Source organism: Paenibacillus sp. VTT E-133280 (assembly GCF_002264385.1).
In the GTDB taxonomy this organism is placed as follows: domain Bacteria; phylum Bacillota; class Bacilli; order Paenibacillales; family Paenibacillaceae; genus Paenibacillus_AQ; species Paenibacillus_AQ nitricinens.
The window spans coordinates 1-15,967 of the sequence record NZ_NFUX01000056.1 but is presented as its reverse complement, the minus strand read 5'-3'; the positions used below and the strand labels follow the sequence as shown (position 1 = coordinate 15,967).

The window sequence follows — 15,967 nt, the reverse complement described above, 5'->3', positions numbered from 1 at the left end:
TAGTGAAAGGATGATCGCCAAATGACAGAACAGCTACAAAGAGCCAAGGAGTTATACACACAATTTCTGGGTCATTTTTTGGATATGCATAAGGCAGGTTTCCTTAAGGAATATAAGAGTTTTGAAATTCCTAGAGAACAAGAGATAGAATGGCTCAATGAAATGGCCTTGGCGTACGCCGGGCAGTTGTCGATCCGAGATTGGGATGCAATTAATGCACTAGACGCTTTATCGAGAAACTATCAAGACAGCTGGATTGTGGAGAGGGTATCTTCTTTTGCCTCGAGGAATATGATGAGTGCGGATAGCCTGGTTAGATTGATCTACACAGAGAAACTGGTTGGAATTATTGGCTCCCATAAACAAGTGATCTCAAAGGAGCTGTTATTTGGGGCCTGCAAAGTTGCTGTACAAATCCTCGAAAATGTAATTTCACAGCCGATGGTCATTGACCCTGGACATGAGCTTAAGGAGCTTGGCCTTAAAGATAAGAGAGCTTTGAACAGTCGTGCAGAGCAAAGCTTAGAACAGGTGAAGGTGCTAATTAATTAACCGTTGGAGGGGAAATATGAGATTACTTGTAGCTCAACCCAATCATGAGCCCCATTTGGAGCAGCTTTTGAAGGAACTAAAAGAACCGGATTCTTTTGACGCGATGTTGTATCCGGAAGGTTATGTTGCAGATGAAGCCAGTGTGAGGACCTTATGTGAACTAGCCAAAACGTATAACAAGCTGATTATTACAGGATATAGGAACAGTAATAATAAGGATAGAGCGCTAATCATTCATCCTTCCGGGGACATCATTTTGGAACGAGCCAAATCTCCGATGGATAAACAGCTGTATCACCCGTCTATAGTGGAAACGGAAGGTCTCAGGTTTGGTTATTTGCTATGTGTGGAACTGCTGCAAGGATACGTTGGTTTGGAGGGGCAAGCAGAGTCGTTGGATTTCATCGCGCATCCGATTGGGGTAGGCATGTTCAGTGAAGAACAGTTTGCATTATGGATCGAGGAAGCCACTAGAATTGCAGTGAAATATAACACGATGATTATGGGGACAAGCCATGCGGACGGATCTTACCGAAATTGTGGCATCTCGATTCCCATCTCTTATTGGATTGACGCTACCGGAGAACCTATTTATATTTCGAGCAATGATACGAGAAGTCGCATTATTAATCTCAAGACAAGGCAGGTTGATATTCTTAATTTAGGGAGCGGCTGAAGTTGACATACTGTTGTCAAATTGGGTGTGCTACGATTCCATTACAGATTAAATCTGATGATCTATAGAAGAAAAAGAGGGATACACCATGGCTGAACCTTTAAAAGCGATGTACAATGAACAATTTCTGCATCATTTCGGCGAAAAGATTCGCAGTGTACATAGTGTATTTGACACAGATGCGTTTGTGATGTCGGCTATGACGGAACCTTGGGAAACACTCGAACTGAAGGCAAGGATGCGGCGGATTACAGAGACATTGGGAAATCATTTACAGCTTCCTTATGAGGATGCGCTGGCGATTTTGACCGCTATTACTGAGGATTGTGTTGGATTTCCATACTTGATCTTTCCGGATTTTGTAGAGGTATTTGGTCAAGGGGCTGAGCATTGGGAGCTATCTATGCAGGCGCTGGAAAGGTTCACACCAAAGTCGTCAGCAGAGTTTGCAGTTAGACCCTTTCTCTTGCGTGAACCGGAGCGGATGATGGCGCAAATGCTAGTATGGTCCAAACATCCCGATGAGCATGTGCGCCGGTTAGCAAGTGAGGGTTGTCGCCCTCGTCTGCCATGGGGACAGGCGCTCCCGATGTTTAAGCTTGATCCAGCCCCGGTGCTGCCTGTACTTGAGCAGCTTAAGGCGGATTCTTCCCTATATGTGCGCAAGAGCGTAGCCAACAATTTGAACGACATTGCGAAGGATCACCCCGAGGTGGTGCTTGAAACCGCTCGACGCTGGATAGGGACAAATGCCCTCACGGACTGGATTGTGCGGCATGGTTGTCGTTCTTTAATCCGTAAAGCGAATCCGGAGATTATGGCTTTATTCGGATATGCAGAGCAAACAGATGAAGCAACACCCCTAATAACGAGTGCTTCTATCACGATTGATCCTACCCTATTGCGAATTGGAGAAGACTCTGAATTACAATACAAACTTCAAGTTTGTGAAGGAACTCCTGCCCGTGTTCGAATAGAATATGGCATCTATTTCGTGAAGGCTACAGGTCGAACCTCTCGTAAATCTTTCTTACTTTCGGATAAAACAGTACCTGGGGGTACAATTCTGTCAGGTAATCGGACGCATCGTTGGGCGAATTTAACCACTCGTCGTCATTATCCCGGGGAACATCGGATTGTATTGTTGGTTAACGGGCGGGAAGTTGCAGATACGTTGTTGAAACTTGAGGGGGGGCAGTAAATGAAAAAAGAAGTATTGATTTTTATTTCTAATGGATATGCGGATTGGGAAGCTGGCTATATAAGTGCCGAACTAAACAAGCCAGAAAGTGAATACAGAGTGAAGACAGTTTCTTTGAATAGCGACAATGTACAATCTATGGGCGGATTTACTGTTATTCCAGATTATCATCTAGACAATATCCCCTCCCAGTTTGAAATGTTAATTTTAATTGGGGGTACGGGCTGGAAAGATAATTCAGCGATTACTCCAGTGATTGAAAGTTGTATACAGAATAGAACTCCTATAGCTGCTATATGTGATGCATCAACCTTTTTGGCGGAACATGGATATTTAGATAACATTCCTCACACTGGAAATTCATTAGATTACTTAAAAGAGTTCGCTCCTAATTATAAAGGACAGGCAAATTTTTTAGAAAAACAGACCGTTTCCAGTGACGATATCATTACTGCAAATGGTACGGCGGCATTGGAATTTACAAGGGAAATCTTGAAGAAGTTAAAGGTAATGCCATTAGAAAAAGTTGATGGATGGTATCACTTTTTTAAAAATGGATTTTATCAGGAATAATAAAAAAAATGCTCTCCAGTCTGATAGAACTGGAGAGCATTTTTTTGAAATATAAGAGGTGTAGCTGCTTCCGCTTGAGCGACAACCTTATTGTTTCACTTCTGTAACACCCGTAACTTTTCCTTGATCCGAGGTGTCGAAGGTGGATTGATACTTAGCATCTGTGAAGTAAACATTCCCTTCAACCGTTGCATTTACTAAGCTGAAGCCTTCCGCTTCTACGTACACATCACCAATAAATGTGCCGCCTTGAATACGGGCATTTTTACTTTTGATCGTAAGTTTTGGTGCTGTTAGTTTATAAGAGTTAGTGATATTGTGATCTGCATCTTGTGTGTAGAGAGCGATTTTTCGAGCAGGTTCATCTTTATTCGTGAATTGTCCGTCCAGCACGAGATCCTCGGTGAAGGTTAAGTCTTTCAGCGTAGCAGCAATCCAAGTACCGTCCGCACTGATAGCCTTTTTAAAGGCCTCTTCATTATCTACTACCGACGCTGAGGTTACAGCATCAGTGGTGTTATTAGTGTTGCCAGCGTTATTGGTGTTACCAGGTGTAGTAGTGGCGGTAGGGGTAACGTTGGCATTGTTATTGGTTGAGTTTCCGCATCCGACCAACAGCACAATTGCAAATACTGCGGCTACGCTTGCTATCTTTCTCATCTGTATAACCTCCCTGAGTAATTGTACTGATATCCTACGAGCTTAATATAGACTGATTAGTTAGTATTAATGTGGTGTAAGCACAAACGCTTACCGTCCTTGAGGGACGCTGAAGGCATTTCTGCTTGTGGACACAATAATATTTACCGATCATTCTACAAATGGTAATATAGGCCTGGACATCTCTGGCGTATAGTATGACCTGGAAAATATGAATTATTCGAAGAAATTCACGAAAAATAACATTCTTCTTTTGGTGAAGAAGCATTTTAGATTACAATAAGTTAAGGCGGAAAAGGAGCTATACCAATGGCTAAACAGAAATATTATGTAGTATGGGAAGGCAAGCAACCGGGAGTCTATAGCACTTGGGCAGAATGTCAGGCGCAGACGGATCATTATACCGGAGCTAAATATAAATCTTATGAATCTAAAGCGGCAGCAGATGCGGCTTACAAAGCAGGTTGGAAAGGCAATTGGGGAACTGGGGCATCGGCAACCAGTGCGGCTAAATCTAAGGGGACAAATTCTTTTAAACGAAGCGCTACAGTGGAGACTTCAGCGGAAATCGATTACGACAGTATTTCTGTGGATGTAGGTACGCGTGGCAATCCGGGTCCTGTCGAATACAAAGGCGTGGATACACAAACTGGAGATATTATTTTCTCTTGTGGGCCGATTAAAAAGGGCACTAATAATTTAGGTGAATTTTTAGCGATTGTGCATGCCTTGGCGCTCCTGAAGAAAGAGGGAAGTAATAGAACGGTCTACAGTGACTCTGTGAATGCAATGAAATGGGTAAAGCAGAAGAAGGTGGCTACAACCTTGCCACGCGATGCTTCAACAGAGGAAATATGGGTGCTTATTGATCGGGCAGAACGTTGGTTACAAACCAATACATATGACAATAAAGTGCTAAAGTGGCAGACCAAAGAGTGGGGCGAAATCAAAGCAGATTATGGTCGGAAATAGTTGCAGTAAGGCTCTGGGTTTCGGCTAGAGGAGGAGAATTGGGGATGTTTGGAAACGATTGGGATGAGGTATTACAGAATGAAATGCAAAAGCCCTATTTTCTGGAGCTAATGGCTAAGCTAGATAGTGAATATAAGGAACACACAGTCTATCCGCCAAAAGAATTATTGTTTACGGCGTTAAAGCTTACGCCTTATAGCGCGACACGGGTCGTTATTCTGGGACAGGATCCTTACCATGGAGCGGGACAAGCTCACGGTTTAAGCTTCTCAGTAAATCCGGGGGTGCGTATACCCCCTTCCCTGCGTAATATTTATACGGAGCTAAATGAGGATATCGGTGTTCCGATTCCAAATCATGGTTCTTTAATGGGATGGGCAGAACAGGGAGTGCTTATGCTCAACTCGGTACTAACGGTACGTGAGGGAGAGCCGAATTCTCATAAAGGTCTAGGCTGGGAGACATTCACAGACACCATAATGAAGAAGTTAAATGAAAGAACTACGCCGATGGTTTTTATTTTATGGGGAAGTCATTCGCAAAAAAAAGGCGCCTTCATAGACCAAAGTCGTCATGAGGTGATTCAGTCTCCACATCCGAGCCCGCTTTCGTCGTATCGTGGATTTTTCGGTAGTCGACCTTTTTCGAAGGTTAATCAGTTTTTGGAGTCGAAGGGAATGAAAGGGATCGATTGGTTCATTTCGGACTTATAGCTAATGGGATGTTGGGAAGGGGGAGGGAGCTATGAAGCATTGGGTTGGTAAACCGGTTATCATGTACTGCGGCGACGAACCTTACACGATCATGAAAGGCATTCTGCGCAAATGGGATCTTTCCGCTTCTGTAGCGGTCATCGGTCATCAGGAAATTGCTGTGCCATTTCGGGATATTGTGGTCATCAAAGCTTTGGCTCCTAGAGAAAGAGCACTGCCTCCAGTCTTGCATTCTGTGGGTTATGTGATGAGGGAACGGCAGCAATTTGATAATGCAGTATATTTTAAATCGGCTGTAAGTGTCTGGAAAGAAGATCGGCTGATTGCTCTGAATACGACTATCATTTCGCATACCAAAGGTTCAGTTACACTTCAAGATGGACAGAACCTTATGAAAGGCAATCACATATTTGTAGTTCGTTCCTTACGAGGTTAATTTCAGTAATCCTATAAAGAAGCACAAAAAGGTACATCTCTAATCGGAGACGTACCTTTTTTTATTAATGGAACTTCATTCCGTCGTAAGTGCTATAGATTCTCATGCTTGAGAGGCTCAGCCTCTTCCTCTCGATCTGCAACAATAATCTCATACACTCGTAAAAAAATTATTTTGGCAATCATATAAACGGGCAGCGCAATAAGCACACCAATAATACCGTAAAAATCCCCACCTATAAGAACAAGAAGGACCGTGGTCAGTGGATGCACATCTAATGATTTGCCGTAAATGATCGGTGAGAGTACATTATCTTGGATTTGCTGTGCAATGAATATGACGACCAGCGACCATATGGCCATCGTGGGTGATTCAATGAATCCAACAATAACTACGGGGACTCCCGCAAGGAAAGAACCCACATAAGGAATGAAATTGAGCGGTATTGAAATGATTGCCAGCAATAGCGAATAAGGGAGACCTATGATAAGGAAACCGATATACAACATAATACCGAGTACGACGTTTAGCACCACGCGTGTGACAATGAAACTGCTCAGTGCGCTGTCGATATCACCGAACATCTCTTTACCTTCCTTGCGGTATTTTCTAGGGATTAAGCCTTGTAGTTTTGGTGATAGCTTATAGTCATCTTTTAGCATGTAATACAGAATGATGGGCAAGGTAGCGATTAGAATAACAATGCTGGAAACTACGCCGATCAAATTAGACATCGAATTGGTCACCCAAGTAATAGCCTCGCTAAGATATTCTGATATACGGGCAGCTATGTCGGAGTCCCCTTGGAAAAAACGTGACAATGTCGGATTATCCTTTAATGCATTGAACTGATCCTGTAGTCCCTCAACGAGATAAGGAGTGTTATCAATAAAGTTCTGAATTTGTTCTTGCAGCGTCGGCCAGACTAAAATCCAGAAGAGGATAAACAATCCGGCAAACAGGAAATAAATGAGCAGGATGGAGAAGGCCCTGTTTAATTTTCTTTTCTCAAGAAGCCTTACTAAAGGTCGTAACAAGTAGTACATGAAACCTGATAGTACCATAGGAACGAGTAATAATCTGATAATGGCAGCCAGTGGTGCGAATAGAAACATTACTTTGGAGCCCAAGTACAAAATAAGTAAAAAAGCGATAATAGCAAGACTTGTCCGAAAATATTTCTGTTGTTGCAATAGGAACATCCCCCAAGTTTAAAATAATAATCTATGTAGTTTAATAACCCTAATTCACATGTCTTGATTCAAAAATGTGGTTTACTCCCCTTTAGGTAGTTCTTGGCATATCCGTGGAGGGTGTTCATATGGCTAAGGCTACGCCAAGTAAGAGGTCACAACTCATAACCATAACATCATCATTTCGATTCTCGGGGGCTTCGTAGATTATCTTAACTTCCGTCTAGAAGGTTTCTTTGTGGATAGGGTGAATATTTCTGGAACTTCAATTTCGCCTCCGGTTTCCTTCGTAACTTGTCTCGCCTTGACGAGAGATAAAAAAGCAAAAAATTCCCCTAAAGTGGCCAGTGCGGCAGCAATGATTTCATAATCTTCAGCGCTTAATTCTGCATTTTCCTCACTGGTGCCGTTCCCGTTGTTATTTCCACTACTATTTCCATTACGCTTAGTGTTGCTGTTACCGCCCATTTTTTTGTTGTTTCTTCCGTTGGCCATTTCTGATCACCCGCTTTTTCCTATATGTAGTATTAATATGTTTTAAACTCCAGTGATGAGATAGGCAATTGGTATGTAATTTTCTAATGGGCCTGTTTCACCTTGGACGTAGGATGAAATCATTCCATTTATTACATTTTCCCGAAGCATCATTTTTAATGTTAAAGCGCTTTACAGATGATGAAAACGCTGTTAAAATCATAAACGAGCACAAATGATCAATAACAGTCATATATAATCAAATAATGGTCATGAAATTCCAAAGATAAGCGCATTTAATAAATGGGACAGCACTGTAAATAAAAGGAGCGAACCACGATGTTGTTTGAGGAAGAAAGAAAACAAAGAATCGTGCTATTTGTGGAAAAGAATTCAAGAGCTTCGGTACAGGAGCTAAGTCAGGAACTGGGCGTATCGGAGTCTACTGTGCGCCGTGACCTGAAAGAGCTTGAAGAAGCCAAGTTGCTGAAACGAACGCACGGGGGTGCAGTATCCCTGCAGAGCGTTAACTTTGAGGCGGCTTATCCAGATAAGGAAGATCGATTGTTGGATGAGAAGCAGAGGATAGCACGTAAGGCTGTAGAGATGATTCAGGAAGGCGATGCTATTCTGCTGGATGCTGGAACCACAACGCTTCAGATTGCTAAAGAGCTGAGGGCTTTTTCTAATATAAAAGTCATTACGAATTCAATTATGGCGCTTAATGAACTGCGGGATTGTCGCAATATAGAAGTCTCAATTACAGGCGGAATGTTGCGACCGGATACATTGGCTTTTGTAGGACCGATGACTGAGCGCTCTTTAGAGATGGTAAGAGTGGATAAAACATTTCTTGCAACCAACGGATTAGACTTAAGAGAAGGAATCACTACACCTAATATGCTTGAAGCAGCGACCAAGCGTAAGATGATCTCGGTTGCAAAGCAAGTAATTCTTCTGGCTGATCATAGCAAGCTCGGTCAAGTATCCTTCTGTAAGGTTGCCGACGTGACGGAAATGGATCACTGCATTATTGATTCTGGTGCATCTGACAAGTTCATCCGTGAGATTACGCAAATGGGTGTGGATTTCTCGCTGGTATGACCCTAGGTGGAGGCTGTTCTACGGTTAGAAAATGTTTTAATTTGAGTGGTATGGAATCATTGTAAGATCGTTTGGAGAAATTACATTTGCCGCATGTTTAGCCGGTAATCTATGGCTTAGAAAACCAAAATAATTGAGGGATAATTATGATCTATACAGTAACGCTTAATCCTTCCATCGATTACATCGTGGAAGTTGAAGATTTGAGACTAGGTGGCTTGAACCGGATGAAACGTGATTTGAAGCTTCCTGGAGGTAAAGGGATCAACGTATCACGCGTGTTAAATCAGCTTGAGGTTCAGAATAAAGCTATAGGCTTCCTTGGTGGATTCACTGGACGATATATTGAGGAATGGTTGCGGAAAGAGTCGATTTCAAGTGATTTTGTATTTGTTTCTGATGATACCCGAATTAATATCAAGCTTAAGCATGGAGAGGAAACGGAGATTAATGGTGCAGGGCCTGTCATCCGAGATACGGAGGCAGAGGCATTATTACAGAAGATGGCTGTTCTGAATGCAGGTGATGTTGTGATATTGTCCGGAAGTGTTCCTCCTTCACTGGGTGCTGATTTCTATGACAGGTTGATATCTGTATGCAAGCAAAGAGAGGCCGAATTTGTCATTGATACTACAGGTTCAGCGCTGAAAAAGGCACTTCCTCATCAGCCGTTGCTCGTTAAGCCTAATCATCATGAGCTTGCAGAGCTATTCGGCGTTACGATAGAGACTAAGGAAGAAATTATTACTTATGGTCGTAAGCTGCTCGAAGCTGGCGCGAAGCATGTGTTAGTTTCAATGGCTGGTGAAGGTGCCTTGTTCATTACGGAACAGGGGGTATACCACGCCAATGCTCCAAAAGGAGCAGTAAAAAATTCTGTAGGCGCAGGCGATTCTATGATCGCTGGATTCGTTGGCACATTTTCTTTGACTGGAGATTTAATGGAAGCTTTCCGTGCAGGTGTTGCCTCAGGCAGCGCAACAGCTTTCTCTGATGACCTGGCAAATAGAGAATTCATTGAGCAACTGAGACCGCTGATCAACATCTCAGAAGTGTAAGCTAACAGCATTCAAAGTACTCAAGGGAGTTGGAAGAAATGAGAATTACGGATTTGATGATAAAAGAAACAATGATTATGGATTTAAAAGCAACCACTAAAGAAGGTGCAATTGATGAATTGATTGCCAGTCTTGCCGCAAGTGGTCGTATCAATGATCCTGTTCTATTTAAAGAGATGATCCTGAAGCGTGAAGAGCAGTCCAGTACTGGGATTGGTGGCGGTATCGCAATGCCACATGCCAAGACTAAAGCGGTGAATGAAGCGACAGTTGTGTTTGCCAAAAGTGCGACGGGCGTGGAATTCGAATCACTTGATGATGAACCGGCTCGGATCTTCTTTATGATTGCCGCCCCAGAAGGAGCGGGCAACATGCATCTTCGTACATTGGCCTCGCTGTCCAGACTGTTGATCGATAGTGAGTTCATTGAACAGCTGATGAATACCCGAACTCCAGATGAGGTATCCGCCTTGTTCGATGCGAAGCAGGCCGAAGGGGAAGCCAAGGAGAAAGAGAGCGAAGCTGCTGAAGCTGCCAAGAAGTCAGAACCTGAAAAGCTAATCGTCGGCAACCCAGATTCCCAAGCATTCGTCGTAGCTGTTACTGCTTGTCCTACTGGAATTGCGCATACCTTTATGGCTGAAGATGCGCTCAAGAAGAAGGCTCTGGAAATGGGAGTTAATATCCGTGTAGAGACAAATGGTTCAGAAGGTGCCAAAAACATCTTAACACCCGATGAGATTCGGCGTGCAAGTGGTGTAATTGTGGCAGCAGATAAACAAGTGGAAATGGCTCGTTTTGATGGCAAGCCAGTACTGCAAAGACCGGTTAGTGACGGTATTCGCAAATCGGAAGAGCTCATTCGCAAAGCAATGAACGGCGATGCACCGATTTACCATAATGAAGGTCGTAGTGGTAATGAAGGAGAGTCCAAAGAGAAATCAGGCAGTATCGGCAGTAAAATATACAAGGACTTGATGAATGGTATCTCCCACATGCTGCCGTTTGTAGTCGGCGGTGGTATTCTGCTGGCGATCTCCTTCCTGATTGAACAAGTTGGTGGAGAGAATCACCCTCTATTCCAGCTGCTGCAGACGATTGGTGGCGGTGATGGTGCCTTCCATTTCCTAATTCCGGTTCTTGCTGGATTTATTGCGATTAGTATCGGTGACCGTCCAGCTCTGATGCCAGGTATGGTTGGCGGTTATATGGCCTTGAATTCCAATGCTGGATTCCTCGGCGGTCTGGCTGCAGGTTTCTTGGCTGGTTACGTTGTTATCGGTCTGCGCAAAGTGTTTGCGGGTCTGCCAAAAACGCTCGACGGATTAAAGCCGATTCTGTTATATCCGGTATTTGGTCTATTAATTACCGGTGGATTGATGTATTACCTGTTCGATCCGATCTTTAGCTGGATGAACGTAGGGCTCATTAATTGGCTTAACGATCTTGGAACGGTTAATGCAGTAATTCTGGGTCTGGTTCTTGGTGGAATGATGGCTATTGATATGGGAGGTCCCTTCAATAAAGCGGCCTACACTTTTGCCATCGGGGTATTCACTACCAGTGGAAATACTAACGGATTTATGATGGCGGCTGTAATGGCAGGCGGTATGGTTCCTCCACTTGCAATAGCGCTTGCTACTACCTTCTTCAAGAATAAATTTACAGAATCAGAACGTAAATCAGGGTTAACAAACTATGTATTGGGCTTATCGTTCATTACAGAAGGGGCGATTCCATTCGCCGCTGCCGATCCACTGCGTGTTCTGACTTCTTGTATCTTAGGTTCAGCCGTAGCTGGTGGTCTCACTCAGTTTTGGAATATCAACGTTCCAGCACCGCATGGTGGGATCTTTGTAGCCGCGCTTTCGAGTCATGCGTTGTTGTTCCTACTGGCCGTTCTGATCGGATCTGTTATTTCCGGATTAATGCTCGGATTATGGAAGAAACCTCTTGAGGCAAAGTAATAAAATAAATAATTTGAACTGCCGAGTGCCAGACGCTTCTTCTGGTACTCGGCAGTTTTTTGAAATATAAGAATTTTTATGCATACGCTAAAAACTATTCTTCTATTTTTGCAGAAACGATCATCGTCCCTAAGAAGAAGCCGAAGGCTATTCTTCTTACCTAAACGTTGACCACGATGCCCCCAGCCCTTGCGAGAATAATCTCCTTCATTGAGGTTTATTTTTGTATAATTGAAAATATATATAACAAGAGGGCAAAGGAGCGAGCGAGATGATACTGCACAAGGGGGAAGTCTTGTTCCGTCAAGGGGACAGCTGCGAATTCTTATATAAGGTGAAAAGTGGGCTGTTCAAGGTAACAAGGCTTCATGAAAATGGGAACATGGTGTTGTTCAACATCTTGTATCCTGGTGAGATGGTTCCCCATCATTCACTCATTTCGCCAAAGGAGGCGCATGGAACAGCGGTTGCGATGATGAAGAGCGAGGTGGAGGCAGTTCCTTCAGCGGAATGGTATCAACAGGTACGGGATGAGCCAGGTCGAGCGATGGAAATCGCTATGTTGCTTCAAGAGAAGGTGCGTTTTATGCAGACTCGGCTAGATCACCTTACGGTTGGAACACCCGCAGAACGTATGGAACTGTTAACCCGCTGGTTCAATGACTACTCTCATGGCGCAGCACTAACAGAGCTTTTGACACAGGAGGAAATTGGGCAATTGATCGGTGTGAGACGCGAAACAGTCAATCGTTTGTTGCGTACCGTGGAGTGATTCCTGCCTATTTTTATAGTGAAGTGTTTAGAGTAGTGGATCTCCGTGGTATAATGTATTCAGAACTTATTAAATTACAGAAAGGATCAGGATACCATGTGTCCCCGAAGGACGATTCCCCAAAGGACGATTTGGAAACGTTATGATCTGTCTTATACTTAGCTTCCCTGTAGAAGGTGCGTGAACCGTTGTTACTCGACGAACCGCCTCTGCGAGGGGAAGGAGTATATATATGCGAAGGAGCAATACCTCCGGTTTTACCCGTCGTAGAGGTTGGTGGGACGTTTAGCCGCCATATACGATAAGGGGAGACCTGTATGAGGAACCACAATTACGGAGTGAATGTACTGCTCCGGTTGACAGTCATTTTGTTTGGAACATTTTTGCTTGCATTTGCTTATTATCACATCAATTTTCAGAACCATTTGTCTGAGGGCGGATTCGTAGGATTATCGCTTCTCGGCAAATACGTATTAGGAATATCACCTTCAATTTCAACTCTGCTTCTAGACGTTCCAGTACTCTTGATTGCTTGGATGTTCAAAGGGAAAACGTTCGTATGCAACACCTTTGTTTCTGTAGGAGCTTTTACAATCTTTTACGGACTCATGGAACGTTATTCCGGTTTGGTCATCAACTTGCAGGGCAACTTGGCATTAGCAGCCCTTTTATCTGGCGTACTGACAGGTTTAGGCGCGGGAATTATTCTGCGAAGCGGCGGCGCAAGTGGTGGAGATGATATTTTGTCGCTGCTGATCAGTGAATGGAAGGGAATTAAAGTAGGTACAGTATTCATCATGTTGGATGTAATCGTTCTGGCATTATCACTCTTTTATATGCCTGTTAGAGAAACGATGTATACGGTGATGGCGGTAGTCGTCGCAGGTTATGTGATCACCTTTACAACCTCTTTAGGTAAACCAAAGTTAGTGAAGGCGCCAAAGATTCAGTCTACGCTGCGTAAACCGCATGATGGTACGGTAATGTGAATAAGACTGTATAAACAGCTTATTTCGGGGATATACTATATATAAGGTCAGCCAGAATTTCTGGTTGACTTTTTTTTGTTGAATAAGTGATTTCAGGGGCGTTGCTTGGACGTTTCGCTCATAACAAAGGTGGCGCACGGGATTAATCCTGTGCGCCACCTTTTTGTTAACTTAAGACTCTCTTATGCTTGTCTTTAAATCGTGAAGAGACATTTGCGACCACTTGTCCCTCTTATTTAGCCCACTGCATTCGTGATAGCTTCGCATTCGTCCGAGCAATGTCCACTATGCTCATTTTCACAGTCCTCACAGCAAATATGCTGTAGATGGCAAGCATCGTTGGCGCAGTTGATGAATTTGTCAGCGGGCTGACCGCAGTGATGGCAACGACCAACAACGATATCCTCGTCGGTATGATTAATCTGTACGGAGATCCGCTCATCGAAGACATAACATTTTCCATCGAACAGTTGTCCCTGTACCTCAGGGTCTTTACCGTAAGTCACAATCCCACCATCCAGCTGGTACACCTGCTGGAAGCCTTCTTTCATCATAAACCCGCTTAATTTCTCGCAGCGGATTCCGCCTGTACAGTAGGTCAGGATTGGTTTATCTTTTAGCTCGCTCATATTCTCGCGAATCCAGTCCGGGAATTCTTTGAAGCTGTCAACTTCAGGGCGGATGGAACCGCGGAAATGACCCAGATCGAATTCATAGCCGGTACGGCCATCCAGAATTACCACATCATCGCGCTGCATCATTTCATAGAAATCTTTAGGCGCCAGATGCTCTCCGGTGATCACGTTGGGGTCCAGTTCATCCTCGACCCGGAACGTCACGAGTTCCTTTTTATAACGAACGAAGATCTTTTTGAAGGCATGACCATCTGCCTCATCGATCTTGAAGACGATATCGCTGAACATCGGATTTGCGCGCAAATCCTTCATGTATTGCTCGGTTTGGGCAATCGTACCAGACAGTGTCCCGTTAATGCCTTCATCTGAGATGAGAATTCGTCCCTTTACGTCAAGCTCTTTGCAGTAAGCCAAATGCTCCTGAGCGAATTGTTCTGCATCCGGCACTTTTACAAATTTATAGTATAGCAGAATTGCATATTCCGATTGTGGTTTCATTCTTTTCACCTTTATCATTAGAATTAGACTACTAAATAAACGTTTAAGTATAAAAAGTATTGTAACATATTATCAAGCATTGACAAGAGAAACTCTTGATTCAGTAATGGTTAAAACTTGGATATTAATAAGAAAAACAGCGCAAATGAATATGTCAGAATCATCATGCATATGGAGACTATTCTGCGAAATGGCGATGCGAGTGGGGGAGATGATATTTTGTCGCTGCTGATCAGTGGATGTGGGAGTCAAAGAAGGTACTGTATTCATCATGTTGGATGCAGTCGTTTTGGTGTGATCACTCTTTTATATTCCTGTTAAAGAAACAATTTATGCGGTGATGGCAGATGGTGTAAATTGTATTTTTCGGGGATGCTACGATTAAGGTCAGCCAGAATTTTGGTTTACATTTTGCTGGATATAGGCGAATAACATGGGTTGTTATGATTGGCGAAACCGTGAATCACAACGCGTGTATTAATTTTCATTCGAAGAGTCACTTGGTGACATTAAAATAATAAGGAGGGACTGCGGGATGAGTGCTCACGAGATTGATTTTGTCATTATGGGCTAGGAAATTCAGTGTGTGGAGGTGCAGCTTGACCCCGGAGAGAGTGTAATTGCTGAAGCTGGAAGCTTCATGATGATGGATCAGGAAATTACGATGGAGACGATTTTTGGTGATGGTAGCGGGGGGCGCGCGGAAGCGGACTGATGGGTAAGCTGATGGGTGCCGGTAAGCGTCTGCTGACTGGGGAAAGCCTGTTCATGACCGTCTTTACACACAGTGGTTCTTATGGACGAAAAAGTGTCACCTTTGCTGCTCCATATCCAGGCAAAATCATCCCGCTTGATCTTCAGCAATACGCCGGAAAAGTGATCTGTCAAAAGGACTCATTCCTCTGTGCGGCGAAGGGCGTCTCGATCGGTATTGAATTTCAGCGCAAGCTGGGCACTGGATTTTTTGGTGGTGAAGGCTTTATTATGCAAAAGCTGGCAGGCGACGGTCTTGCATTCGTACACTCTGGCGGCTACGTTATAGAACGCACACTTCAACCGGGAGAGACGCTCAAACTGGACACTGGTTGTCTTGTAGCTATGACGTCATCAGTTGATTATAATATTGAGTTTGTAAAAGGTGTCAAAACCGCGCTATTCGGCGGTAAGGGCCTGTTCTTCGCCACACTGCGCGGACCCGGCAAAGTGTGGGTGCAGTCACTGCCGTTCAGCCGTATGGCTGACCGTATTTTGTCTGCTGCCGGTAACAGCGGACGCAAAGAAGAAGGCAGTGTACTTGGTGGACTGGGCAATCTGCTGGATGGCAGATAAGGTTGTGAGTGATAGTAGAGTGCAGAAATGCCCCGGATTTGAGTGAAATGGCCTTGCTGAGGCGAAAGAGGGGCATAAATGCTCTCGATTTCTGGGAAATGGCCCAAATGGAGCGAAAGAAGGGCAAAAATGCTCTCGATTTGAGTGAAATGGCCCAAATGGAGC

Annotated in this window: 16 protein-coding genes and 1 pseudogene; 13 read left to right on the top strand and 4 right to left on the bottom strand. The window is 43.9% G+C overall.

All coding sequences use genetic code 11. The features are described from left to right. The first annotated feature begins 21 nt into the window (after positions 1–21). From CA600_RS21755 to CA600_RS21740, 4 genes are all read left to right on the top strand, one after another. The gene (locus CA600_RS21755; protein ID WP_094872844.1) at positions 22–552 is read left to right on the top strand and encodes a hypothetical protein; all 531 of its coding nucleotides are present in this window, start codon (positions 22–24) and stop codon (positions 550–552) included. A gap of 16 nt (positions 553–568) precedes the next feature. Continuing rightward, positions 569–1,228: a hypothetical protein gene (locus CA600_RS21750; protein WP_094872843.1), complete on the top strand. Its 660-nt coding sequence runs from the start codon at positions 569–571 to the stop codon at positions 1,226–1,228. Between the two features lie 88 nt (positions 1,229–1,316). Next, entirely contained in the window at positions 1,317–2,429 is a 1,113-nt protein-coding gene (locus CA600_RS21745) for a DNA alkylation repair protein (RefSeq protein ID WP_094872841.1), read from the top strand. After that, on the top strand, positions 2,430–3,002 hold the full coding sequence (locus CA600_RS21740) for a type 1 glutamine amidotransferase family protein (protein WP_094872839.1): 573 nt from the start codon (positions 2,430–2,432) through the stop codon (positions 3,000–3,002). It begins immediately after the preceding gene. A gap of 87 nt (positions 3,003–3,089) precedes the next feature. On the opposite strand, the gene CA600_RS21735 is transcribed toward CA600_RS21740, so the two are convergent. Beyond that, a complete protein-coding gene (locus CA600_RS21735) occupies positions 3,090–3,662 on the bottom strand; it encodes a hypothetical protein (RefSeq protein WP_094872837.1) in 573 nt (190 codons plus the stop codon). A 309-nt stretch (positions 3,663–3,971) separates the two neighbouring features. On the opposite strand from CA600_RS21735, the gene rnhA reads away from it, so the two are divergent. The 3 genes from rnhA to CA600_RS21720 are packed head-to-tail and all read left to right on the top strand — an operon-like array spanning position 3,972 to position 5,783. Beyond that, complete coding sequence (rnhA, locus tag CA600_RS21730; protein WP_094872836.1) at positions 3,972–4,634, top strand: ribonuclease H; 663 nt, start codon at positions 3,972–3,974, stop codon at positions 4,632–4,634. Positions 4,635–4,678: 44 nt separating this feature from the next. Further along, complete coding sequence (ung, locus tag CA600_RS21725; RefSeq protein WP_094872834.1) at positions 4,679–5,347, top strand: uracil-DNA glycosylase; 669 nt, start codon at positions 4,679–4,681, stop codon at positions 5,345–5,347. 31 nt (positions 5,348–5,378) lie between these two features. After that, positions 5,379–5,783 (top strand): hypothetical protein, encoded by a 405-nt coding sequence (locus CA600_RS21720; protein ID WP_042190609.1) that lies wholly within the window; start codon positions 5,379–5,381, stop codon positions 5,781–5,783. Positions 5,784–5,875: 92 nt separating this feature from the next. Here the strand turns inward: CA600_RS21720 and CA600_RS21715 are convergent, their stop codons facing one another. Continuing rightward, on the bottom strand, positions 5,876–6,985 hold the full coding sequence (locus CA600_RS21715) for an AI-2E family transporter (protein ID WP_094872833.1): 1,110 nt from the start codon (positions 6,983–6,985) through the stop codon (positions 5,876–5,878). Between the two features lie 198 nt (positions 6,986–7,183). Continuing rightward, positions 7,184–7,471 (bottom strand): hypothetical protein, encoded by a 288-nt coding sequence (locus tag CA600_RS21710; protein WP_094872831.1) that lies wholly within the window; start codon positions 7,469–7,471, stop codon positions 7,184–7,186. Positions 7,472–7,789: 318 nt separating this feature from the next. On the opposite strand from CA600_RS21710, the gene CA600_RS21705 reads away from it, so the two are divergent. The 5 genes from CA600_RS21705 (at position 7,790) to CA600_RS21685 (ending at position 13,340) form a co-directional block, all read left to right on the top strand. After that, positions 7,790–8,554 (top strand): DeoR/GlpR family DNA-binding transcription regulator, encoded by a 765-nt coding sequence (locus tag CA600_RS21705; RefSeq protein WP_094872829.1) that lies wholly within the window; start codon positions 7,790–7,792, stop codon positions 8,552–8,554. A 146-nt stretch (positions 8,555–8,700) separates the two neighbouring features. Next, entirely contained in the window at positions 8,701–9,612 is a 912-nt protein-coding gene (gene pfkB, locus CA600_RS21700; protein WP_094872828.1) for a 1-phosphofructokinase, read from the top strand. A gap of 38 nt (positions 9,613–9,650) precedes the next feature. Then, positions 9,651–11,579, top strand: coding sequence for a PTS fructose transporter subunit IIABC (locus CA600_RS21695; protein WP_094872826.1), 1,929 nt, complete (start codon positions 9,651–9,653; stop codon positions 11,577–11,579). A 271-nt stretch (positions 11,580–11,850) separates the two neighbouring features. Next, complete coding sequence (locus CA600_RS21690) at positions 11,851–12,351, top strand: Crp/Fnr family transcriptional regulator (RefSeq protein ID WP_094872824.1); 501 nt, start codon at positions 11,851–11,853, stop codon at positions 12,349–12,351. Between the two features lie 317 nt (positions 12,352–12,668). Continuing rightward, positions 12,669–13,340 carry a YitT family protein gene (locus tag CA600_RS21685; RefSeq protein WP_094872822.1) on the top strand — a complete coding sequence of 224 codons (672 nt, stop codon included), beginning with the start codon at positions 12,669–12,671 and terminating at the stop codon, positions 13,338–13,340. Between the two features lie 236 nt (positions 13,341–13,576). On the opposite strand, the gene trhO is transcribed toward CA600_RS21685, so the two are convergent. Next, positions 13,577–14,473, bottom strand: a complete 897-nt coding sequence (gene trhO, locus CA600_RS21680; RefSeq protein ID WP_094872820.1) for an oxygen-dependent tRNA uridine(34) hydroxylase TrhO — start codon at positions 14,471–14,473, stop codon at positions 13,577–13,579. 577 nt (positions 14,474–15,050) lie between these two features. On the opposite strand from trhO, the pseudogene CA600_RS21675 reads away from it, so the two are divergent. Then, positions 15,051–15,802: pseudogene (locus CA600_RS21675) on the top strand (TIGR00266 family protein). Positions 15,803–15,967: the final 165 nt, after the last annotated feature.